This window comes from Lysinibacillus sp. NPDC096418 (genome assembly GCF_044762775.1).
GTDB lineage: Bacteria > Bacillota > Bacilli > Bacillales_A > Planococcaceae > Lysinibacillus.
The window spans coordinates 221,669-241,751 of record NZ_JBIWEY010000001.1 but is presented as its reverse complement, the minus strand read 5'-3'; the positions used below and the strand labels follow the sequence as shown (position 1 = coordinate 241,751).

Annotated in this window: 23 protein-coding genes and 1 other annotated feature; of the genes, 21 read left to right on the top strand and 2 right to left on the bottom strand. The window is 39.0% G+C overall.

Going from position 1 to position 20,083, the window contains the following annotated elements; translation table 11 throughout:
- From minD to ACIQZG_RS01105, 11 genes are all read left to right on the top strand, one after another.
- Entirely contained in the window at nucleotides 1–798 is a 798-nt protein-coding gene (gene minD, locus ACIQZG_RS01155; RefSeq protein WP_402753320.1) for a septum site-determining protein MinD, read from the top strand.
- A 366-nt stretch (nucleotides 799–1,164) separates the two neighbouring features.
- Nucleotides 1,165–1,716: a peptidoglycan DD-metalloendopeptidase family protein gene (locus ACIQZG_RS01150; RefSeq protein ID WP_402753319.1), complete on the top strand. Its 552-nt coding sequence runs from the start codon at nucleotides 1,165–1,167 to the stop codon at nucleotides 1,714–1,716.
- Entirely contained in the window at nucleotides 1,706–2,317 is a 612-nt protein-coding gene (locus ACIQZG_RS01145; protein ID WP_402753318.1) for a zinc metalloprotease, read from the top strand. The genes ACIQZG_RS01150 and ACIQZG_RS01145 overlap by 11 nt, the downstream gene beginning before the upstream one ends.
- Before the next feature lie 45 nt (nucleotides 2,318–2,362).
- Nucleotides 2,363–2,439: a sequence feature (ribosomal protein L21 leader region), on the top strand.
- Between the two features lie 14 nt (nucleotides 2,440–2,453).
- Nucleotides 2,454–2,762 carry a 50S ribosomal protein L21 gene (rplU, locus tag ACIQZG_RS01140; RefSeq protein WP_010860053.1) on the top strand — a complete coding sequence of 103 codons (309 nt, stop codon included), beginning with the start codon at nucleotides 2,454–2,456 and terminating at the stop codon, nucleotides 2,760–2,762.
- Nucleotides 2,763–2,778: 16 nt separating this feature from the next.
- On the top strand, nucleotides 2,779–3,135 hold the full coding sequence (locus ACIQZG_RS01135) for a ribosomal-processing cysteine protease Prp (RefSeq protein WP_402753317.1): 357 nt from the start codon (nucleotides 2,779–2,781) through the stop codon (nucleotides 3,133–3,135).
- On the top strand, nucleotides 3,132–3,431 hold the full coding sequence (gene rpmA / locus ACIQZG_RS01130; protein ID WP_010860051.1) for a 50S ribosomal protein L27: 300 nt from the start codon (nucleotides 3,132–3,134) through the stop codon (nucleotides 3,429–3,431). The genes ACIQZG_RS01135 and rpmA overlap by 4 nt, the downstream gene beginning before the upstream one ends.
- Nucleotides 3,432–3,578: 147 nt before the next feature.
- Entirely contained in the window at nucleotides 3,579–4,106 is a 528-nt protein-coding gene (locus ACIQZG_RS01125) for a Spo0B domain-containing protein (RefSeq protein WP_402753316.1), read from the top strand.
- 5 nt (nucleotides 4,107–4,111) lie between these two features.
- Nucleotides 4,112–5,401 (top strand): GTPase ObgE, encoded by a 1,290-nt coding sequence (gene obgE, locus ACIQZG_RS01120; protein ID WP_402753315.1) that lies wholly within the window; start codon nucleotides 4,112–4,114, stop codon nucleotides 5,399–5,401.
- Between the two features lie 24 nt (nucleotides 5,402–5,425).
- Nucleotides 5,426–5,881, top strand: coding sequence for an ACT domain-containing protein (locus ACIQZG_RS01115; protein WP_402753314.1), 456 nt, complete (start codon nucleotides 5,426–5,428; stop codon nucleotides 5,879–5,881).
- A 104-nt stretch (nucleotides 5,882–5,985) separates the two neighbouring features.
- Nucleotides 5,986–6,864 (top strand): prephenate dehydratase, encoded by an 879-nt coding sequence (gene pheA / locus ACIQZG_RS01110; RefSeq protein ID WP_402753313.1) that lies wholly within the window; start codon nucleotides 5,986–5,988, stop codon nucleotides 6,862–6,864.
- Between the two features lie 22 nt (nucleotides 6,865–6,886).
- Nucleotides 6,887–7,276 (top strand): thiol-disulfide oxidoreductase DCC family protein, encoded by a 390-nt coding sequence (locus ACIQZG_RS01105; RefSeq protein WP_402753312.1) that lies wholly within the window; start codon nucleotides 6,887–6,889, stop codon nucleotides 7,274–7,276.
- Between the two features lie 184 nt (nucleotides 7,277–7,460).
- Here ACIQZG_RS01105 and ACIQZG_RS01100 read toward each other — a convergent pair whose 3' ends face one another.
- Nucleotides 7,461–7,994 carry a transcription repressor NadR gene (locus tag ACIQZG_RS01100; RefSeq protein WP_402753311.1) on the bottom strand — a complete coding sequence of 178 codons (534 nt, stop codon included), beginning with the start codon at nucleotides 7,992–7,994 and terminating at the stop codon, nucleotides 7,461–7,463.
- Between the two features lie 141 nt (nucleotides 7,995–8,135).
- On the opposite strand from ACIQZG_RS01100, the gene ACIQZG_RS01095 reads away from it, so the two are divergent.
- The 8 genes from ACIQZG_RS01095 (at nucleotide 8,136) to ACIQZG_RS01060 (ending at nucleotide 15,349) form a co-directional block, all read left to right on the top strand.
- On the top strand, nucleotides 8,136–9,164 hold the full coding sequence (locus ACIQZG_RS01095; protein ID WP_402753310.1) for a LysM peptidoglycan-binding domain-containing protein: 1,029 nt from the start codon (nucleotides 8,136–8,138) through the stop codon (nucleotides 9,162–9,164).
- A gap of 4 nt (nucleotides 9,165–9,168) precedes the next feature.
- Nucleotides 9,169–10,032 (top strand): phosphotransferase, encoded by an 864-nt coding sequence (locus tag ACIQZG_RS01090; RefSeq protein ID WP_402753309.1) that lies wholly within the window; start codon nucleotides 9,169–9,171, stop codon nucleotides 10,030–10,032.
- Nucleotides 10,033–10,182: 150 nt separating this feature from the next.
- The gene (gene ruvA / locus ACIQZG_RS01085) at nucleotides 10,183–10,803 is read left to right on the top strand and encodes a Holliday junction branch migration protein RuvA (RefSeq protein WP_402753308.1); all 621 of its coding nucleotides are present in this window, start codon (nucleotides 10,183–10,185) and stop codon (nucleotides 10,801–10,803) included.
- A gap of 18 nt (nucleotides 10,804–10,821) precedes the next feature.
- Nucleotides 10,822–11,826: a Holliday junction branch migration DNA helicase RuvB gene (gene ruvB / locus ACIQZG_RS01080; protein WP_402753307.1), complete on the top strand. Its 1,005-nt coding sequence runs from the start codon at nucleotides 10,822–10,824 to the stop codon at nucleotides 11,824–11,826.
- A gap of 18 nt (nucleotides 11,827–11,844) precedes the next feature.
- Nucleotides 11,845–12,885: a tRNA preQ1(34) S-adenosylmethionine ribosyltransferase-isomerase QueA gene (gene queA, locus ACIQZG_RS01075; protein WP_402753306.1), complete on the top strand. Its 1,041-nt coding sequence runs from the start codon at nucleotides 11,845–11,847 to the stop codon at nucleotides 12,883–12,885.
- A 174-nt stretch (nucleotides 12,886–13,059) separates the two neighbouring features.
- Nucleotides 13,060–14,205 carry a tRNA guanosine(34) transglycosylase Tgt gene (tgt, locus tag ACIQZG_RS01070; RefSeq protein WP_402753305.1) on the top strand — a complete coding sequence of 382 codons (1,146 nt, stop codon included), beginning with the start codon at nucleotides 13,060–13,062 and terminating at the stop codon, nucleotides 14,203–14,205.
- Nucleotides 14,206–14,340: 135 nt separating this feature from the next.
- Nucleotides 14,341–14,616 carry a preprotein translocase subunit YajC gene (yajC, locus tag ACIQZG_RS01065; protein ID WP_402753304.1) on the top strand — a complete coding sequence of 92 codons (276 nt, stop codon included), beginning with the start codon at nucleotides 14,341–14,343 and terminating at the stop codon, nucleotides 14,614–14,616.
- 97 nt (nucleotides 14,617–14,713) lie between these two features.
- Nucleotides 14,714–15,349: a DUF421 domain-containing protein gene (locus ACIQZG_RS01060; protein WP_402753303.1), complete on the top strand. Its 636-nt coding sequence runs from the start codon at nucleotides 14,714–14,716 to the stop codon at nucleotides 15,347–15,349.
- On the opposite strand, the gene ACIQZG_RS01055 is transcribed toward ACIQZG_RS01060, so the two are convergent.
- A complete protein-coding gene (locus ACIQZG_RS01055) occupies nucleotides 15,346–16,863 on the bottom strand; it encodes a putative polysaccharide biosynthesis protein (RefSeq protein ID WP_402753302.1) in 1,518 nt (505 codons plus the stop codon). The two genes, ACIQZG_RS01060 and ACIQZG_RS01055, sit on opposite strands and share 4 nt — an antisense overlap.
- Before the next feature lie 93 nt (nucleotides 16,864–16,956).
- Here ACIQZG_RS01055 and ACIQZG_RS01050 point away from each other — a divergent pair, with 93 nt between their 5' ends.
- Both ACIQZG_RS01050 and secDF read left to right on the top strand, forming a co-directional pair.
- Nucleotides 16,957–17,259 (top strand): post-transcriptional regulator, encoded by a 303-nt coding sequence (locus ACIQZG_RS01050; protein WP_402753301.1) that lies wholly within the window; start codon nucleotides 16,957–16,959, stop codon nucleotides 17,257–17,259.
- A gap of 307 nt (nucleotides 17,260–17,566) precedes the next feature.
- Nucleotides 17,567–19,834 carry a protein translocase subunit SecDF gene (gene secDF / locus ACIQZG_RS01045; protein WP_402753300.1) on the top strand — a complete coding sequence of 756 codons (2,268 nt, stop codon included), beginning with the start codon at nucleotides 17,567–17,569 and terminating at the stop codon, nucleotides 19,832–19,834.
- Nucleotides 19,835–20,083: the final 249 nt, after the last annotated feature.

The following is a 20,083-nucleotide window of genomic DNA, read 5'->3' as shown; positions in this document are numbered from 1 at the left end:
GTGGGTGAAGCAATCGTAATAACTTCAGGTAAAGGCGGAGTAGGGAAGACAACTACTACTGCCAATCTTGGAACTGCATTGGCTCTTCAAGGTAAAAAAGTATGTTTAGTCGATACCGATATCGGACTGCGAAACTTGGACGTTATACTTGGTTTAGAAAATCGTATTATTTATGATTTAGTCGATGTCGTTGAAGGACGTTGTAAAACACATCAAGCACTTGTAAAAGATAAACGTGTAGATGAGAAACTATTTTTATTACCTGCTGCTCAAACTACAGATAAAAACGCTGTGACACCTGAGCAAATGAAGAGTTTAGTAGATGAATTAAAAAGAGACTATGATTATGTTTTAATAGATTGCCCAGCAGGTATTGAGCAGGGCTATCGTAATGCTGTTGCAGGTGCGGATCATGCGATTGTTGTGACGACACCGGAAATTTCTGCTGTGCGTGATGCAGACCGTATTATCGGTTTATTAGAGCAAGAGGAAATTACAGCACCAAAGCTTATTATTAATCGTATTCGTCATCATATGATGAAAAATGGCGAAACACTGGATGTTAATGAAATTACGACACATTTATCGATAGATTTATTAGGTATTATAGTTGATAGTGAAAGTGTCATTTCATCATCAAACAAGGGTGAACCAATTGTTATGGATCCTGAGAACAAAGCATCTTTAGGTTATCGTAATATTGCTCGTCGTATTTTAGGGGAGTCTGTGCCATTGATGGCAATTGAAGATGAAAGTAAAGGCATGTTTTCAAAATTCAAAGCATTATTTTCTAGATAATTTATTAAACCTTCTCGCATATTTATGTGGAAGGTTTTTATTTTTTTGTAAGAATTCGATATTAGTAATATTACATTCGGAACATGTCCAATTCATTTTTATAGAAATTCATCATTATGAATGGGGGGTGATTTCCGTTCCGGCGGGGCGTTCGATGAACTGCTTCGGAGCAACAGTTATTTTGTGTAGTGAAAGCAAAGCGTCAGCTAAATTCGCCCAGCTGGAACGAAGATCAACAAAACTACTTCACAGGGTTGCATCTATGTCTAGTAGCTGGGTTTTTCTGATGAGAATGGATGTTTTAGCACATTTGTTTTGCATGAACGGACATGCTACCTCATATAGTGTGAAAAAAGGGATGAAGGCTTGTTTAGAAAATGGAAATGGATTGTTATGACGTTACTTGTAGCTGCCATTATGCTTGTGATTCGCTTAGAGGACAATGGTACCCTTAAAACACCTATAAGGAAGCTAGTTACTACCTCAGCGGATATGACGTATTTGACTGAGCTAGGACAAAGCCTCTTGAAAAAAGAGGAGGAGAAGATTGTTGTCTCAAGTGATATTGGACAATCTGATTTATTATCGTTTGCCAAAGCTGAAGCATTCCAAGAAGGCTTTTTATTGCAGTATGATGTAGGATTGCCTGTATATACTGGTCAAGAAGGGCTCGTTGTGTTTACAGGTCATACAAAATATACTGGTAAGACGATGTCGATTAGTTATGCAGATGGGACGACCGTTTCGTATGGTATGCTTGATAGCTTGGCACAACTTCCATATACATCTGTAAAAGAGAATGATTTAATTGGCATGAAACAGGCTGGGCAATTATATATGTCCATTGAAAAAAATAGTGAACATTATAGTTTAGAAGAAATTGTACAATGGCTTAAAACGGATACAAATGAAAATTAAATTGCATATTTTATGTATCCCTTTTGTTTTTTTTATGATTTTTAGCGGGCAAATTGCGTATTATTCTATTATATTAGGGGCACTTTTATGGCATGAGGCAGGGCATTTGCTTGCAGCTAAGCTTTGTCGTGTAAAGGTGAAATCGTGCGTGATAGCGCCGTACGGAGGAGAAATTGAATTCGAAAATCCTGCGATTGTTAATGAAAAATCACTCTTGTGGATTGCTTTAGGGGGACCAATCGCTACGTTACTAGGGATTGGTTTTGCTTTTTTTATGCCAGAATTAATCGCTGAAAGATTGATAAATGTGCAACTTGTGTTATTGGCTTTTAACTTATTGCCGGTCATACCTTTAGATGGGGGAAGAATTATACTTGCACTTCTTCTTATTTTTTATCCGAGTGCTAAAGCGTTTGAATTCTATCACTCGTTTTCCCTATTTATTGTAACGGTCATATTACTGATGACAATAAGTAATTTGCCACAATCACTTTTTTTAGTGATACTTTGTCTCTTTGTATGGCTGCAAGTAATAAAAGAATGGAATTATCGGAAATACCGTTTAGCATTTGAGAAATATGTAATGCACCGGTTGACTTAATAGATTCTATGTGGTAATATCTTAATGTTATTGTTTGTAGCACCCGTGCTACTACAACCGCTCTGGGAAGGTTTAAGTATCCTTGTGATCACCTTCATAAACAGGCGAGTCTTAGTCTAAGAGGAGGTGCAGTAAAATGTACGCAATTATTGAAACTGGTGGTAAACAAATCAAAGTAGAAGCTGGTCAAGAAATCTATGTTGAGAAATTAGGCGTGGAAGCTGACGAAGTTGTAACTTTCGATAAAGTTTTATTCGTAGGTGGCGAAAACGTTAAAGTTGGAGCTCCATTCGTAGAGGGCGCTACAGTAACAGCTAAAGCTGTGAAAGAAGGCCGTCAAAAGAAAATCGTTGTTTTCAAATTGAAAGCTAAAAAGAACTACCGTCGTAAACAAGGTCACCGTCAACCTTATACAAAATTAGTTGTTGAGTCAATCAACGCTTAATTGTGAGGTGTAACTAATGATACAAGTTACGATACATCATGATGAAAATAGACATGTGTCTGCATTTGAATTTTCAGGACATGCTGAGTACGACGAATCTGGTAAAGATTTAGTATGTGCAGGAGCATCTACTATTGCCATTGGTACGGTAAATGCTATTTATGCACTACTACAATTACAACCAGAAGTTGAACAAGCAGCTGAAGGTGGAGGCTATCTTAAGGTAGATCTACCAACGGATTTAGAACCCGAAATTGATGCAAAACTACAGTTAATTGTCCAAGTAATGACTGCCCAAGTGTATTCTATGGTGCAAAATTACGGACAATATATCCAAATCAACTACAACAAAGTAGGAGGTGGAACAGAATGAAATTGTTATTAGCATTAGACCTTCAACTTTTCGCATCGAAAAAAGGGGTAGGTTCTACTAAAAACGGACGTGACTCTGAGTCTAAACGTCTTGGCGCTAAACGTGCTGATGGCCAATTCGTAACTGGTGGTTCAATTCTTTACCGTCAACGCGGTACAAAAATTTACCCAGGTACAAACGTAGGTCGTGGTGGTGACGATACACTATTTGCTAAAGTTGACGGTGTTGTAAAATTCGAACGCCTAGGTCGCGATCGCAAACAAGTATCTGTATACCCAGAAACTCAACAAGCTTAATTTTCATAATTATGATCATAAAGCGGAGGGCTGCATTTATTGCAGTCCTTTTTTTTCTTCAAAAATCATAGTTGTTGCGATGAATTAAGAGAAAAAAACGTTAAAACTTGTTATACTAATAAAGATAACTTTATTGGAGTGAATGGGATGAACAGTCAATCACTAACCATTAGTGAAGTATTACGTTTTGCGAATCATGATTATGTGAATCAGCTTCAACTAATTCGCATGAATTTAGATTTAGGTAGAATCGATGAATCAAAGAAACTTATTCAAAATTTTTCTGAACAATTACGGGTGCTTTCTAGCATAAATCGACTACAGTTACCACAAACGATGGAATGGCTACAAACGGCAAGCTGGCGCTATCCTTCGTTACCAATGAAAATTAGTGGTGAGATTAATAAACCTGTCATAAATGATATTGATACGGCAGTTGTAGAATACTTAAATAAAACAGTTATTCATGTTTATGATACATTAGATCCATTTACTGAACAGAGCTTAGCGATTGATGTACGTGTTAAGAACGATACATTTGACGTGACGTTTACTTTAAATGGGCTTTGGAGTGCTGATGCATTCACCGAAAAAGGTTTGAAACAATTCGACATTCAAACAGTAGAAGAGACAAATACGTCTTGGATATATGTATTGAGTGCAAGCAGGGAGTGAATTAAATGTTTGTCGATCACGTCAAGATTTATGTAAAAGGTGGCGACGGCGGGGATGGTATGGTAGCCTTCCGTCGTGAAAAATTTGTACCGAATGGTGGTCCAGCTGGTGGCGATGGCGGTCACGGTGGTAACGTTGTATTTCAAGTAGAAGAGGGTCTACGTACGTTAATGGATTTCCGTTATAAACGTAACTTTAAAGCTGATCGTGGTGAACACGGTATGAGTAAAGGAATGCATGGTAGACGTGCAAATGATTTAATTGTTAAAGTACCACCAGGCACTGTCGTAATGGACGAAGAAACAGGCACTGTCCTTGCCGATTTAGTCGAGCATGGTCAACAAGCAATCATTGCTAAAGCTGGTCGTGGTGGCCGAGGAAATTGTCGTTTTGCAACTCCTGCCAATCCTGCTCCAGAACTTTCCGAAAAAGGTGAGCCAGGACAGGAATTAAATGTTATATTAGAGTTGAAAGTACTAGCAGATGTAGGCTTAGTAGGCTTTCCGAGTGTAGGTAAGTCAACATTACTATCAGTGGTTTCTGCAGCAAAGCCTAAAATAGGTGCATATCATTTCACAACAATCGTACCGAACTTAGGTATGGTTGAAACGGATGATCACCGTAGCTTTGCTATGGCCGATTTACCAGGTTTAATCGAAGGTGCGCACGAAGGTGTTGGTCTTGGTCACCAATTCCTACGTCATATTGAACGTACACGTGTTATCGTGCATGTAATTGATATGTCAGGTATGGAAGGACGCGACCCTTATGAAGATTACTTAACAATCAACGAAGAGTTAAAACAATACAATCTTCGTTTAACAGAGCGTCCACAAATTATTGTGGCAAACAAGATGGACATGCCAGATGCAGAGGAAAACTTAGAAATTTTCCGAGAAAAAGTGGGCGAAGATGTGAAAATCTTCCCAGTATCAGCGGTTTCACGCCAAGGCTTAAAACCGGTATTATTTGAAATTGCTGATTTACTAGAAGTGACTCCAGAATTCCCATTATTCGAAGATCTTGATGAAGAATCAGATGCAACGGTACTTTACAAACACCAATCTGAAGCAGATTCAATCGAAATCACTCGTGAACCTGATGGCACATTCATTCTTAGTGGATATGCAATTGAGCGTATCTTCAAGATGACTGACTTCAGTCGCGAGGACGGTGTACGTCGTTTTGCACGTCAATTACGTGGTATGGGTGTCGATGAGGCATTACGTGAACGTGGTGCACAAAATGGGGACATCGTACGCTTACTAGAATTCGAATTCGAATTTGTCGACTAAAGAATAGGTTTTAGGGGGAAGAGTATGAAAAACGTTGCTAACCAGCGATATTATTTAGTTCGTGAAGACGTTTTGACAGATGCTATGCAAAAAACTTTGGAGGCAAAACACTTACTTTCAAGTGGTACGGTATCTTCCATATGGGATGCGGTAAAGCAAGTAGATTTATCGCGTAGTGCGTTTTATAAATATCGTGATGCTGTTTTTCCTTTCCACTCTATTGTGCAAGAACGGATTTTAACAGTCTTTTTACAGCTTCAGGACCGTAAAGGAACGCTTGCAAAGCTATTAGAAACTGTGACGAACACACATTGTAATGTACTTACAATCCATCAAACGATTCCAATTCAAGGTCGTGCAAACGTCACATTATCGTTAGATGTAACGAGCATGAGTTGTGAACTAGATGAATTAATGCAACAACTAAAACGTCTTGATTTTGTAGAATCGGCAGAAGTTATTAGTTCAGGTGCATTGTAATAGAAATGGGCGCATATTTTGTGCGCTCTTTCTTTTTAACCGGAGATATTAGAAAATTATGAATGGTTTAAATGCTACTAGTTGTAGCAAAGGAGGCAATTTCAATGACAAATCAACAATGGGAAAAAAGAGTCGCGTACCTAGGACCAGAAGCATCTTTTACATATTTAGCAACGAAGGGGGTTTTTCCGAATGATTGGCTTGTGCCATGTGCTACAATTCCAGAGTGTATTGAGGCAGTCGCAGAGGGCAAAGTGGATTTAGCAGTTGTGCCGATTGAAAACGCATTAGAGGGCTCGGTACCGCTAACGCTTGATTATTTATTCCATGAAGCAACACTTTATGTGACAGGTGAGCTACAATCGAAAATTCAGCAGCATTTAATGGTCAATAAAGAGCAAAAAGAAAACTGGGAATCTATTAAGGGTGTTTATTCGCATCCACATGCATTAGCGCAATGCCATAAGTATTTATTTTATCGTTTTAGTGATGTACCGCTACATCAAACAACTTCGACAGCGGCAGCAGCAAAGTTTGTTTCCGAAAATCCAACTGAATGTATTGCGGCAGTTGGGAATGCTTCAGCTGCTGAAAAATATGGCTTGGAAATAGTTCAAGCAAACATACATGATTTCCACTTCAACCATACTCGTTTCTTTGTATTATCGAAGCAAAACAAACGCCTACCACAAGAATTATCAGATGGTCAGGCAAAAACAACCTTTATGCTTACCTTACCAACGGACCGTTCAGGGGCACTTCACCAAGTTCTATCTGTTTTTGCATGGCGTCAGCTTAATTTAAGTAAAATTGAGTCACGTCCTTTAAAAACAGGACTTGGCGATTACTTCTTCATGATTGATGTCTTGGCAGATGAAAAAGAGCCGATGATGCGTGGGGCGATGGAGGAGTTAGCTGCTCTTGGTTGCAAAGTGAAGTCACTAGGTACATACTTTACGTATATTACACCAGAAGAGTCGTGAAGTTTGGGTAGGAGGCGATTAAATGAGTGGCATAATCTTATTTGATGGTATTTGTAATTTTTGCGATAGCAGTGTGCAGTTTATTATCAAGCGTGATAAGGCTGCTTACTTTCAGTTTGCTTCGATTCAAAGTGAAGAGGGGCAAAGGCTACTTAAAGAATATAAAATTCCTGCTGATGTAGATAGTGTGATTTTGATAGAAGGTGGTCAGGCTTATTCGGAATCCACTGCTCCTTTAAGAGTTTGTCGACATTTAGACGGAGCTTGGAAATTATTTTATGTTTTGCTTGCTGTACCGCCTTTTATTCGTAACTTTTTCTATCGACTTTTTGCCAAAAGTCGTTATCGATTATTTGGTCAAAAGGAAGCATGCTTGCTACCAACTGCAGAACAAAGACAACGCTTTTTATAAGAAGTGCATGTGCTGTAATGGCATTTGCACTTTTTATTTGCATCTACATGGATGAAATTATCGAGCAGCTAGGGTGGAAAACGAGAATAAAATACAAATACATCGTACATTTTTTGATTCAATGATGTTCCTATAAAAAAGATTGTCCGATTACATACGGACAATCTTTTTTATAGTTTTTATACTATTGTTCATTCACTAAATAGCCCTTAGTACGTAAGGCATTTTCGATTATATCTAGCGTTTCTAAAGAGGGTGCAGAAATAACATGCAAATGTGTACCACCTGTAAGTTCTGAAAGGTAGCTCGCTTTTGTATCTTGAACGCGTTGTATAAATCTCTCTACATCATGTCGATTAGATACCATAATGGAAGCTGTAATTTCACCATAAATGGGATGTTCGACAATCACGTTCTTTACTGTGCCACCACAGTCGACAATCGTAAGGAGTTCATCTTTTGCATCTCCTGATGAATGGAAGCAAGGGATCGTGCGTTCAACAGTTTGACTGAGTTGATCTGGGTGCATGTATAGATAGCCTTGGCTTGTCGCGATGATTGGCTCATTTCTTGCTTTTAAAAGGGTCATGTCATTCACAATGACCTGTCTAGAAACATTCGCAAATTTCGCTAGATCTGTCCCTGTAATGGGCGTTTTGCTTTTTTGTAATTGTATAAGAAGTTGCAGTCGGCGTTCCTCGCCTAACATTTTTTTCATAAGAGATCACCTCTGCCAGTAATGAAGGAAATCAATTCCTTAGTGCTTAGTGTAACATGAAGCTTTTTGGTTATGCGTGAATTTTTTGTATCCAAATAGATATTCGCACATATGATACGAAGAGAGGAAGGGAGGAAGAAAGTGCGTATTCATATTGTTAAAAAGGGAGATACATTGTGGAAGATTGCCAAAGAGTACGGCATTTCGTTTGAAGATTTGAAACGGCTCAACGTCCATCTTGCCAACCCCGATTATATTGTGCCCGGCATGGAGATTATTTTGCCTGAAAAAATACACAAAGCAACACCTGCTCAACCAATGCATCATGTAAAAGAAGCACCTGCTCAACCAACGCATCATGTAAAAGAAGCACCTGTTCAACCGACGCATCATGTAAAGGAAAGTGTTAAAAAGGAGGAGGCAAGACCTCTGCCTCCACCAGCGCCTCAAATGATTCCGATACCGTTCCCAATGCCAATGCCTATGCAACAACCACAGATGTGGATGCAACCGCCTTTAGAGATGAATTGGAATCAGCAATTAGTTATGCCACAAATGGAACAGCCGGCTTTACCACCAATCCAGATACACACACCAGCGCCCCAACCAGCGCCAGCACCTCCACCAACACCAGCACCTCAACCAGCACCTCCACCACCAATGAATATCATGCCACAAATGCCTGTAATGCCACAGATACCACATTGTCCGAGTTGCCATCAACCGCAAATGCACATGATGCCACATTGTTCGAGTTGCCACCAACCGCAAATGCACATGATGCCACATTGTTCGAGTTGTCACCAACCAATGCACCATCAGATGTTCTGGCCAATGCCGCAGATGCAAATGCCACAGATGCAGATGCCAATGCAGCCACAAGAGATGCCATGTTCGATGCCTATGCCGCAACAAGAGGCGGCATGCCAAATGCCCGCCTATGATATAGCTGGAGCTGGTCAATACCGAGAATCGAGCTCATTTTCTTCTTTATTTAATGTAAAACACCATCAGCACCATCACCAAATGGAACAGCCTTGTGAAATGCCACCACCGATGATGCCAAATTGGCAATTTGATCAATGCCACTGTCAACCGCCATGCCCACCATTTGCGCCATGGACGCCACCTCAATTTTTCCCTGGTGGGATGACGCCTTATCGATGGTGAGATCGTGTATATCGTCGAAGAATTAAAACCTAATATTTGGAAGTATAAATATGAGTCTAATTATTATTTTGTGAAAAGAGCGAAGCAATTAGAAGTTGCTGAAAAAGTAAGAACAATTCATCAACAGCTAGCTCATTTTGAGCCTTCGCTTGCATTACCGTTAGTACCAAGTGATGATGAACAACTTATTGTACAATTGTGGCAAGAAGGAAGCCATAGCGCAGATTTCTCGAAGAAAAAGGATCGACAGCAATCGCTTGATTTATTAATATCATTGCATGATTCGTCTAAAAAAATTGCTTGGCAGCAAGTGCAGGGATTGCACCAACACTCACAACTATTAAAATGGCAAATGCGTTTGATGCGCTTTAAAAGTCGACGCAATGAGATACGTGCATTTTTAACGAAAGAGGAAGTTGCACAAATACTTAAATATAGTGAAAAATCGCTACGATTAATTGAAATGGAAGATGTAGAGGAAAATGATTTAACACTTTTGCATGGAGATGTGGTTCATCATAATTTTCTTTGGTGCACAGATGGGAAACTGCGCTTTATAGATTTTGATTTGGCTCATATAGGTGAGGCAGATGACGAATATGTCTTATGGTTGCATCGGGTGTTACCGGCAGTGGATTATGATTTAGAAAAACTAATTGTTGAATTACCACAACTTAAGCGTTTAGATAAAAGAAAACTACATCGATTAAAATTTCCGAATGAGCTATTACGTGAGTGGTTGTATGTGCTGGATTTACCACTAAATCAACAAATGGTATTTTTAGATTATTTACTACCATTTACGAAACGTGCGCTCACATATTGGCCAAGATTGTGGTACGATAGTGATAGATTTGTAGAGACATAATAACATATCAAAAAAGCTGAGAATGACCGTTAATATGGCGGTCATTCTTTTTCCCGTTGGTTGCAAAAGGTGGACTTTTACCTTTTCTTTTTGTCGAGCATTCGTTCGCTATATGCTATAATCGATAACGATGAATGTGAGGGATTTTACATGTATGATTATTTAAAAGGACAAGTAACACGTATTACGCCTGAATATATTGTATTGGAGCAACAAGGGATTGGATGGCAGTTAAATACCCCGAATCCATTTGCTTTTCGTATGAGTGCAACAGAGCAGCAAATCTATGTCCATTTGCATGTGCGTGAGGATGCACAACTTTTATACGGTTTTCCTAATTTGGATCAGCGTGAGCTATTCCGTAAGCTCATTTTAGTGTCAGGTATTGGACCTAAGGGAGCGCTAGCCATATTAGCGACAGGCAATCCGCAACAAGTGATTAGTGCGATTGAACGTGAGGATGAGCCGTTCTTAGTGAAGTTCCCAGGTGTTGGGAAGAAGACTGCGCGTCAAATGATCCTTGATTTAAAAGGCAAGCTAGGCTCACTTCTAGATACAATTGAATTACCAAGTATGGAGGATGAATTGCCATTATTCGGCGTCAACCCACATAAACATGAACTTGAAGAAGCATTATTAGCATTAATGGCACTCGGATATTCTGAAAAAGAACTTGAAAAAATTCGTCCGCGCCTTGAGGAAAATGACAGTCTGCAAACGACAGATGCGTATATGAAGCAGGCATTACAATTATTATTGAAATTGACATAATGAAAGGAGGGTGAGCTCATGTCGGAACGATTAATAAATGGTGAAGCGGGCACTTTTGATGAGCAATTTGAATTATCTTTACGTCCACAGCGTTTATCGCAGTATATTGGACAACATAAAGTAAAAGAAAATCTTCAAATTTTCATTGAGGCGGCAAAGCTTCGTCAGGAAAGTTTAGATCATGTGCTCTTATATGGTCCTCCTGGGCTTGGTAAGACGACGCTCGCTGCTGTAATTGCTAATGAAATGAATGTTAATGTGCGCATGACGAGTGGACCAGCGATTGAGCGACCTGGGGATTTAGCGGCAATTTTAAGCTCGCTTGAACCAGGAGATGTGTTATTTATCGATGAAATCCATCGTTTGCCTCGTGCAATTGAGGAAGTATTGTATCCAGCTATGGAAGATTTCTGTCTAGATATCGTCGTTGGAAAAGGCCCTGAAGCGCGTTCGGTTCGATTAGATTTACCACCGTTCACACTAGTTGGAGCAACAACGAGAGCTGGGGCTTTATCAGCACCACTACGAGATCGATTTGGTGTGCTTTTGCGTTTAGAGTATTATGATGATGCTTCACTCGCTGAAATTGTTGTGCGCAGTGCGCATTTATTTGATGTTGAAATTGAGCAGGTAGCTGCTGGTGAAATGGCGAGACGTTCCCGTGGGACTCCACGTATTGCAAATCGTTTATTGAAACGAGTACGAGATTATGCACAAGTTCTCGGAGATGGTATGATTACTGATGGACTTGCTAAACAAGCACTCGAACTGTTACAAGTTGATCCAAGAGGACTCGACCATATTGACCATAAGCTTGTAACCAATATGATTGAGCGCTTCCAAGGCGGTCCTGTAGGTTTAGATACATTAGCTGCATCTATTGGTGAAGAGCGTGTGACAATTGAGGATGTGTACGAGCCATATTTAATGCAAATTGGTTTAATCCAGCGTACGCCAAGGGGACGCGTAGCTACGCATCTTGCCTACGAACATTTTGGATATGAGTATCCTCAACAAACATAAAAGAAGGAAGTATTTACAATGCGTGTAGAAGATTTTGATTTTGAATTACCAGAGGAACTAATTGCGCAAACACCACTTGTGGACCGTACTGCCAGTCGCTTAATGGTGGTGACACCCGGTTCAAAAAAAGTGGAGCACCACAAATTTGCGCATATTTTAGATGAGCTAAATGCAGGAGACTGCTTAGTGCTAAATGATACACGTGTTTTACCTGCCCGTTTAATGGGCGTAAAAGAGGAAACAGGTGCACATATTGAAGTCCTGCTGTTAAAACAAACAGCTGGTACAGATGAATGGGAAACACTTGTGAAGCCTGCAAAACGTGTAAAATTAGGCACTGTGGTTACGTTCGGTGAAGGTTTACTGACTGCCACTTGTACGGGCGAATTAGATCATGGTGGACGCCTGTTCGAATTTAAGTATGACGGTATTTTCTATGAAATTTTAGAGCAGCTTGGTGAAATGCCACTGCCTCCGTATATTCGTGAAAAGTTAGATGACCAAGATCGCTATCAAACCGTATATGCTAAAGAGCGAGGTTCTGCTGCAGCACCAACAGCTGGTCTTCATTTCACAGAAGAATTATTAGAACAAGTTAAAGCAAAAGGTGTAGAGATTGTATTCATCACACTACATGTTGGACTTGGAACATTCCGTCCAGTAAGTGTAGACTCCATTGAAAACCACGAAATGCATTCCGAGTTTTATAGTGTGACGGAAGAAGCAGCCGAGGTCATAAATCGTGTCAAAGCAAACGGCGGCAATGTCGTGGCAGTTGGTACAACTTCAACGCGCACATTAGAAACAATCGGCTCAAAATATAATGGCGAAATACGTGCTGAGCAAGGTTGGACTTCTATCTTCATTTATCCAGGCTATGAATTCTCAGTCGTAGATGGTTTAATCACAAATTTTCATTTACCAAAATCAACACTTGTAATGCTTGTGAGTACATTAGCGACACAAGAGACTATTTTAAGTGCATACAACCAAGCAGTTGCAGAAAAATATCGCTTCTTTAGCTTCGGTGATGCAATGTTTATTCGACCAAAAAAGTAAGGCTCTACGCCAAAATATGTTCTTGATGTAATTACTATGTAAGTACATGGAACGGAAAGCGGCCGCCTGTAGTGGAATGTACTGTCAAATACAGACCATGTTGTAGAGCGGAAATAACAAACGAAACAAATCGGAGTACTGTTTTTACTCAAGATAAGAGAGGATTTTTATTTTATGACACAACCAGCAATTCGTTATGAACTACTTCATACATGTAAGCAAACAGGAGCACGCCTTGGTATCGTGCATACACCGCACGGTTCATTTGAAACTCCAGCGTTTATGCCAGTAGGGACACAAGCAACAGTTAAAACGATGTCTCCTGAAGAATTAAAAGAAATGAATGCCGGCATTATTCTTTCGAACACATATCATTTATGGCTACGTCCAGGTAATGATATCGTGAAAGAAGCGGGCGGTCTGCATAAATTCATGAACTGGGATCGTCCAATTTTAACGGATTCAGGTGGTTTCCAAGTGTTCTCGCTTAGCCAATTCCGTAAAATTGAAGAAGAAGGCGTCCATTTCAGAAACCATTTAAATGGGGACAAGCTTTTCCTAAGTCCAGAAAAAGCGATGGAAATCCAAAATGATTTAGGTTCTGACATTATGATGGCATTTGATGAGTGCCCGCCATATCCTGCTACACATGAATATATGTTGAAATCGGTAGATCGTACAACTCGTTGGGCAAAGCGTTGTAAAGAAGCACACGCTCGTCCAGAAGATCAAGGTTTATTTGGCATTATTCAGGGTGGAGAATATGAAGATTTACGACGTCGTTCTGCTGAAGCATTAGTAGAGCTTGACTTCCCAGGCTATGCAATTGGTGGTTTATCAGTAGGAGAGCCTAAAGATATTATGAATAGGGTGTTAGAATTCACAGCGCCATTAATGCCTGCGGATAAACCACGTTATTTAATGGGGGTTGGTTCACCAGACTCACTTATTGACGGAGCTATCCGTGGTATTGATATGTTTGACTGTGTATTACCAACACGTATTGCGCGTAATGGTACTTTAATGACATCTGAAGGTCGCTTAGTTGTGAAAAATGCGAAGTATGCACGTGACTTTGGTCCAATCGATCCAAACTGCGATTGCTATACATGCAAAAACTATTCTCGTGCTTATGTACGTCATTTAATCCGTACAGAAGAGACATTTGGCCTTCGTTTAACGTCGTATCATAATCTACGCTTCCTTCTTAAATTAATGGAGCAAGTGCGTGAAGCGATTCGTGAAGACCGTCTTGGCGACTTCCGTGAAGAATTCTTTGAAAAATATGGATTTAACAAACCGGATGCTAAGAACTTTTAAGCTTAAATTGAGCATTATTTTACCTTTGCTAGTAAAAAGTTATGTAAAATAGAAATTTTTTGTGCTTGTGCATCGCTTTTTTAGGGTAGAATGGTCTATACTAAAAAAGTGAGAATTAGAAAGGGGGTAAGAACTGTGGATCAATTATTAGGTTTATTACCAATTTTATTGATGTTCGTTGCGATGTGGTTTATTTTAATCCGTCCTGCTAAAAAGAGACAACAGGAAACTCAAAATATGCAAAGCAGTCTACAACGTGGAGATAAAATTATTACAATTGGTGGCTTACACGGTGTTGTAGAAGCTATTGAAGATACAGTTGTAACATTAAGTATTGCTGATAATATTCGTGTGAAATTCGACCGTCAAGCAATCGGCCGTGTTGTAAACGACGACTTATTAAAAAAATAATGATAAAGAGACTTACAATATGCATGGACATGTTGTAAGTCTTTTTTTGTATAAAAATTGATGAGTAAGGTCACCTTGATAGTAAGGGGGTGACTGTATGGAAGATTATATTACTATTATTTTTCGGACGTGTTTTTTATATGTGCTGATCTTAATTATTTTTCGTTTAATGGGTAAACGAGAAGTTGGTGAGTTGTCAGTTATGGATTTAGTAATTTTTGTGATCATTGCAGAAGTTGCATCATTTGCACTTGATGAATTAGAAAGTCCATTGTTTGATTCGATTCTACCGATGATTGTCTTGTTAATCATACAAATCTTAAGCGCTTATCTGTCATTGAAAAATAAAAAAATTCGTGATTTAATCGACGGTGATCCTGTACTACTTGTACGAGATGGCGTGATTTTTGAACAGGAAATGCGTAAGCAACGTTATAATTTAGACGATTTATGTCAGCAACTACGGGAAAATGGCATCGCTTCTGTCACAGAGATTGCATATGCCTATTTAGAGCCATCTGGTAATCTGTCTGTTTATAAGAAGGATGAAAAAGCCTTTGTCTATCCCCTTGTTGTCGATGGAGATATACAAGAACGACATTTAATGATTTTGCACAAAGATGTAGATTGGCTGTTAGCAGAGTTAGCAAAACAAAAAATCACAGATATTAGCACCGTCTTTTTTTGTATATGGGAGGAAAATAAGCTACATGTCCAATTAAAAGAGCATTAACTACGTTTTGACAGTTTGCGAATATAGCGTAAATCGGAAAAACGAAGTTGATTTGCTAATAATAATAGCGTAAATAGTAAAAATAACGTAATACAACTACTCAAGATAAATGGTAACGGCATGATTTGCATTATAAAATATTGGGCAATACAAACTGCGATGAAGCAACTGTAAGGCACGACAAACATGCGGAAACCAGCACGTAAGTTTTTACGTTGACGGACAGTAGCAATATGCAAGAATGATGTAAGCAAAACGCCAAAACCAATGGCAATTACTGCTCCTTTTTCTTGAATGCCAGGTTGTGAGGCAAGTACAAACATGACGAATAATTTACCGAGCCCACCGTAAATGGAGTTCATCATCGCAGCTCTTGCCTCACCAACGGCTTGCAAAATGGAATGTAGCGGGCTTTGAATATAATAAAAATAAAAAATAGGGGCTAAAATTTTTACATAACCACGGTTTTCATCTAGATGAAATAAACTCATGGCAAGTTCGTCGCCGTGAATGAAAAAATACGTAGCTGCAACACAGCCAACGAGTGATGATAAGCGCAATGAAACAGAAACACGCTCCTGTAAAAGGGTGTTGTGCTTTCTGGCGACTGCATCACTAACAGCCGGAATTAACACTATGGAAAGAGCAGCAGATACGAAAGCTGGAAATAAGAGTAACGGCACTAATACACCCGAAATGACACCATATAATACGGTCGCGGCAGACGCTGTTAAGCCAGCCATTGTTAATGCCTTTAAAAAGATGATCGGCTCTAAAAACCAAGTAAACGAGCCGAATAATTTGCTCCCTGCAGAAGGGATGGCAACTCGAAGCATAGGTGTAGCTGGATAAGGTTGTACTTCACTTTTCCGTGACAATAGTCTCTTTTTAGAGACGATGTAATGGAGCCATAAATACAAGAAAGCTACAACTTCAGCTAGTAATGTAATTCCCATCGCAGCGGCAGCAGTTACAGCTGCATTATTATAACCAGCGACAAATGGTAACAAAAAAGTAATAAAACCAATACGTACACCTTGTTCAATCATTTGTGCCCATGCTGTTGGTGAGATTTTTGCAACACCTTGTAAATAGGCGCGCAGTAAACCAGATCCAACGGCGACAGGCACAGCGAAGAGTGCAATCCACAATGTAATGGTCGTTTGTTCATTATGTAAAAGAGTAGATGAGATATATGGGATTGTAAGTGCTAGTAGTGGCATGAAAACAATCATACCGATAAACGACCAAATAATTGCTGTACGCATAACGCCAAAAATACTTTCACGTTTATTTTGTGCAAGCAGCTCGGCCACAATTTTCGCTACAGCGATAGGTAGTCCGAGTTGAATAAGCGATAGGAAAAAAATAAACGCAGGATAGGCGGTCATATAAATACCGACTGCCTCTTCCCCAGCAATGCGCATAAATTGCATCCTATAAAAGAAACCAAAAAGTTTAGATAAAAAAATTACAAACATTAAAAACAATGTACCTCGTACAAAAGAACTCATGCCATCCGTCCCTTCTCAAGCCGCAAAAATTCATTTACACTATTTGTATGCAAACACTTCTTTCGATACAACTTTGATTGGGGAGGATTCAAGATGAGTATGCAACATGCACAACTATTTGAAAAAATCCGTCCAGCTATAGAAACGAAGATGGAGGAATTTAAGTACTATCAATACGATACAATTACTGCAGAGGAGCTATGGCGTTTTTGTGTAGAAAAGAAATGGAGAAAGAAAGAAATTGAAAAGTTACATCTTTATGAAGTCGTTGCAACAGTTTTTAATGTGTCACCCTCCGATATTGTGTCCTTTAATCAAGTAGAATTTTTACAAAAAGATAATTGGTTTGCAGAAATAAATGCAGAAGAGCTAAAATCCTTACTAGGTCACATTTAACTTTATCGTAAATATGTAGAAATTTTGAAAGAAAATAAGAATACTATACGTGTTGAATTGACACCAAGCGCAACGTGTTTCATAATGAGTGTGTTGCGCTTTTTTACTTTGTACAAGCATTTTATAAAAATCAAGCTGTACATACTTGCGCGTTATTGAACGATTGAAATAAGTAAATCCTACTTTTGAAGCACAGGCAACATTATTCTAAAAGTAAAGGAGGAATAAACGCTTCAAAAAGTATGGGTTAATATACTTGTTTGTAGTGTAAGTTCATGACTTACACCAATTCGAGGAGGATTTATCAATGAAATTAAGAAGTCGTATTGTTGCATTCGTACTGCTTTTGGTGCTTTTTACAGCAACCATTAGTACGACTGTAGAAGGCGTCTTAAAGGACATTAAGCTTGGTCTTGACTTACAAGGCGGATTTGAGGTTCTTTATGAAGTACAAGCATTAAAAGAAGGTCAAAAAATTACACCTGAGGTTGTTGCTGCTACAGCAACGGCTCTTGGTAGCCGTGTTAATGCACTCGGAGTAAGTGAACCGAGCATCGAAGTTGAGGACAAAAATCGTATTCGTGTGCAATTAGCGGGTATTGAGGATCAAGAATCAGCGCGTAAATTATTATCAACTTCAGCGAATTTAACATTCCGTGATGTTGACGATAATTTATTATTAGATGGGGATGATTTAAAGGCAAATGGTGCTAGTGCTTCATTTGATGAACAAAATCGTCCGATCGTTTCGCTTACATTAAAAGATGCGAAAAAATTTGCAGATATTACACGTGAAATTGCGGCAAAGCCAGCTGGCCAAAATTTACTTGTCGTTTGGTTAGACTTTGAAGAGGGTGTGGATTCTTACAAAGCAGAATCGCAAAAAGCGGAACCTCGCTATGAATCCGCTGCAGCAGTTAGCCAAACATTAAATACAACGGATGTTATGATTAGTGGTAACTTTACCGTTGAAGAAACCAAAAATTTAGCGGATATTTTAGATGCAGGTGCATTACCAGTAAAACTTGAAGAAACTTACTCTACTTCAGTAGGGGCACAATTTGGTGACCAAGCGCTGAAAAGTACGATTTTTGCAAGTATTATTGGTGTAGCATGTATTTTCATCTTTATGCTATTCTACTATCGTTTACCTGGTTTTATCTCGATTATTACATTATCGATTTTCACATTCCTAGTACTTGTTGTCTTTGACTGGATTAACGCAGTATTAACACTGCCAGGTATTGCAGCTATCGTATTAGGTGTTGGTATGGCAGTTGATGCCAACATTCTAGCGGCTGAGCGTATTCGTGAGGAACTTCGTGTCGGACATTCAGTAAAACACGCATTCCAACTTGGTTCGAAGCAATCATTATCAGCGATTATTGATGCTCAGTTAACTACATTATTAGCAGCAGGGGTCCTATTCTACTATGGGACAAGCTCTGTTAAAGGGTTTGCGACAACGTTAATCATAAGTATTTTACTAAGCTTTTTAACAGCTGTTTGGGGCTCTCGAGTGTTACAGGGGTTACTTGTGAACAGCGGTTACTTTGACAATCCAGCTTGGTTCGGTATTCCTCGTTCTAAACAACATAGCTTAGACGAAAATATCGGTACATTAAATTTATCAACAAAATTTGACCGCTTTGATTTTGTACACAATCGTAAAAAGTTCTATGCGATTTCACTAGCAATTTTAGTGGCAGGTACTGTAGTTCTTGGTGTATTCCGCCTAAATCTAGGTGTTGACTTCTTGAGTGGTTCACGTGTTCAAATTGAAGCAAATGAAACATTGAAAAAAGAAGCAGTTATGAAATATTTGGAGAGCATCGACTTGCCATCTGATGATGTAGTTCTTTCAGGTGAAGATCGAAATATGGCAGTAATTCGCTATAAAAATGATCTATCGCAAGATGAAGTTTTAAAATTCAAAAAAGATGCTTTAGAAAAGTTTGGTCATGAGCCAACTGTAAGTACAGTATCTGATACAGTTGGTAAGGAGCTTGTGAAAAATGCAATTAAAGCTTTAGCTATTGCAGCACTAGGAATTATTATTTACGTAGCTATTCGTTTCGAATGGCGCATGGGCGTTGGGGCAATCGTGTCCTTACTGCATGACGTATTCTTAATCGTAGCGATGTTCAGCTTCTTCCGTTTAGAAGTAGATATTACGTTTATTGCTGCAATACTGACAATCGTCGGTTATTCCATCAATGATACAATCGTTACGTTTGACCGTATGCGTGAAAACTTAAATCAACACGATGTCATTAAAGACAAGGAAGTACTGGCGAATATCGTCAACAAATCACTTCGTCAAACGATGGGACGTTCGGTGAATACAGTATTGACTGTTATCATCGTTGTTGTAGCACTACTTATTTTCGGTGCACCATCTATTCAAAACTTCTCAATCGCGCTATTGATCGGTTTAATTACAGGTATTTATTCTTCTATCTGTATCGCAGCCCAAATCTGGTACTCACTAAAAATCCGTGAGATGAAAAAATCAGATGGTCAAATTCGTAAAAAAGATAAAAAACAATGGGGTTCAGACGAGCCACAAGTATAAAATAATTTGGGAAACCTTGCTTACATATGGTAGGCAAGGTTTCTTTTTGCATTGCCGAATAATATTATTAGAAATAAAAGTTATTATTCGTATATTTTGCTCTTAAAGCAAGATTCTAATGATTATACTAGAAATTTAACTTGATAAAACCGAAAAATCCATTTGTTTTTTAAAATTGGTATATTGACAAAATTATTTGAAACTATTAAGATACGCTATAATGTACATGGGTATTAAAGGATTCAGAAT

Bases quoted from the DNA above. Each gene is read 5' to 3' on its own strand.
- ACIQZG_RS01145 (WP_402753318.1), top strand. From the start codon at position 1,706: ATGAAAATTAAATTGCATATTTTATGTATCCCTTTTGTTTTTTTTATG.
- rplU (WP_010860053.1), top strand. From the start codon at position 2,454: ATGTACGCAATTATTGAAACTGGTGGTAAACAAATCAAAGTAGAAGCT.
- ACIQZG_RS01135 (WP_402753317.1), top strand. From the start codon at position 2,779: ATGATACAAGTTACGATACATCATGATGAAAATAGACATGTGTCTGCA.
- rpmA (WP_010860051.1), top strand. From the start codon at position 3,132: ATGAAATTGTTATTAGCATTAGACCTTCAACTTTTCGCATCGAAAAAA.
- ACIQZG_RS01125 (WP_402753316.1), top strand. From the start codon at position 3,579: ATGAACAGTCAATCACTAACCATTAGTGAAGTATTACGTTTTGCGAAT.
- obgE (WP_402753315.1), top strand. From the start codon at position 4,112: ATGTTTGTCGATCACGTCAAGATTTATGTAAAAGGTGGCGACGGCGGG.
- ACIQZG_RS01115 (WP_402753314.1), top strand. From the start codon at position 5,426: ATGAAAAACGTTGCTAACCAGCGATATTATTTAGTTCGTGAAGACGTT.
- pheA (WP_402753313.1), top strand. From the start codon at position 5,986: ATGACAAATCAACAATGGGAAAAAAGAGTCGCGTACCTAGGACCAGAA.
- ACIQZG_RS01105 (WP_402753312.1), top strand. From the start codon at position 6,887: ATGAGTGGCATAATCTTATTTGATGGTATTTGTAATTTTTGCGATAGC.
- ACIQZG_RS01100 (WP_402753311.1), bottom strand. From the start codon at position 7,994: ATGAAAAAAATGTTAGGCGAGGAACGCCGACTGCAACTTCTTATACAA.
- ruvA (WP_402753308.1), top strand. From the start codon at position 10,183: ATGTATGATTATTTAAAAGGACAAGTAACACGTATTACGCCTGAATAT.
- ruvB (WP_402753307.1), top strand. From the start codon at position 10,822: ATGTCGGAACGATTAATAAATGGTGAAGCGGGCACTTTTGATGAGCAA.
- queA (WP_402753306.1), top strand. From the start codon at position 11,845: ATGCGTGTAGAAGATTTTGATTTTGAATTACCAGAGGAACTAATTGCG.
- tgt (WP_402753305.1), top strand. From the start codon at position 13,060: ATGACACAACCAGCAATTCGTTATGAACTACTTCATACATGTAAGCAA.
- ACIQZG_RS01060 (WP_402753303.1), top strand. From the start codon at position 14,714: ATGGAAGATTATATTACTATTATTTTTCGGACGTGTTTTTTATATGTG.
- ACIQZG_RS01055 (WP_402753302.1), bottom strand. From the start codon at position 16,863: ATGAGTTCTTTTGTACGAGGTACATTGTTTTTAATGTTTGTAATTTTT.
- ACIQZG_RS01050 (WP_402753301.1), top strand. From the start codon at position 16,957: ATGAGTATGCAACATGCACAACTATTTGAAAAAATCCGTCCAGCTATA.
- secDF (WP_402753300.1), top strand. From the start codon at position 17,567: ATGAAATTAAGAAGTCGTATTGTTGCATTCGTACTGCTTTTGGTGCTT.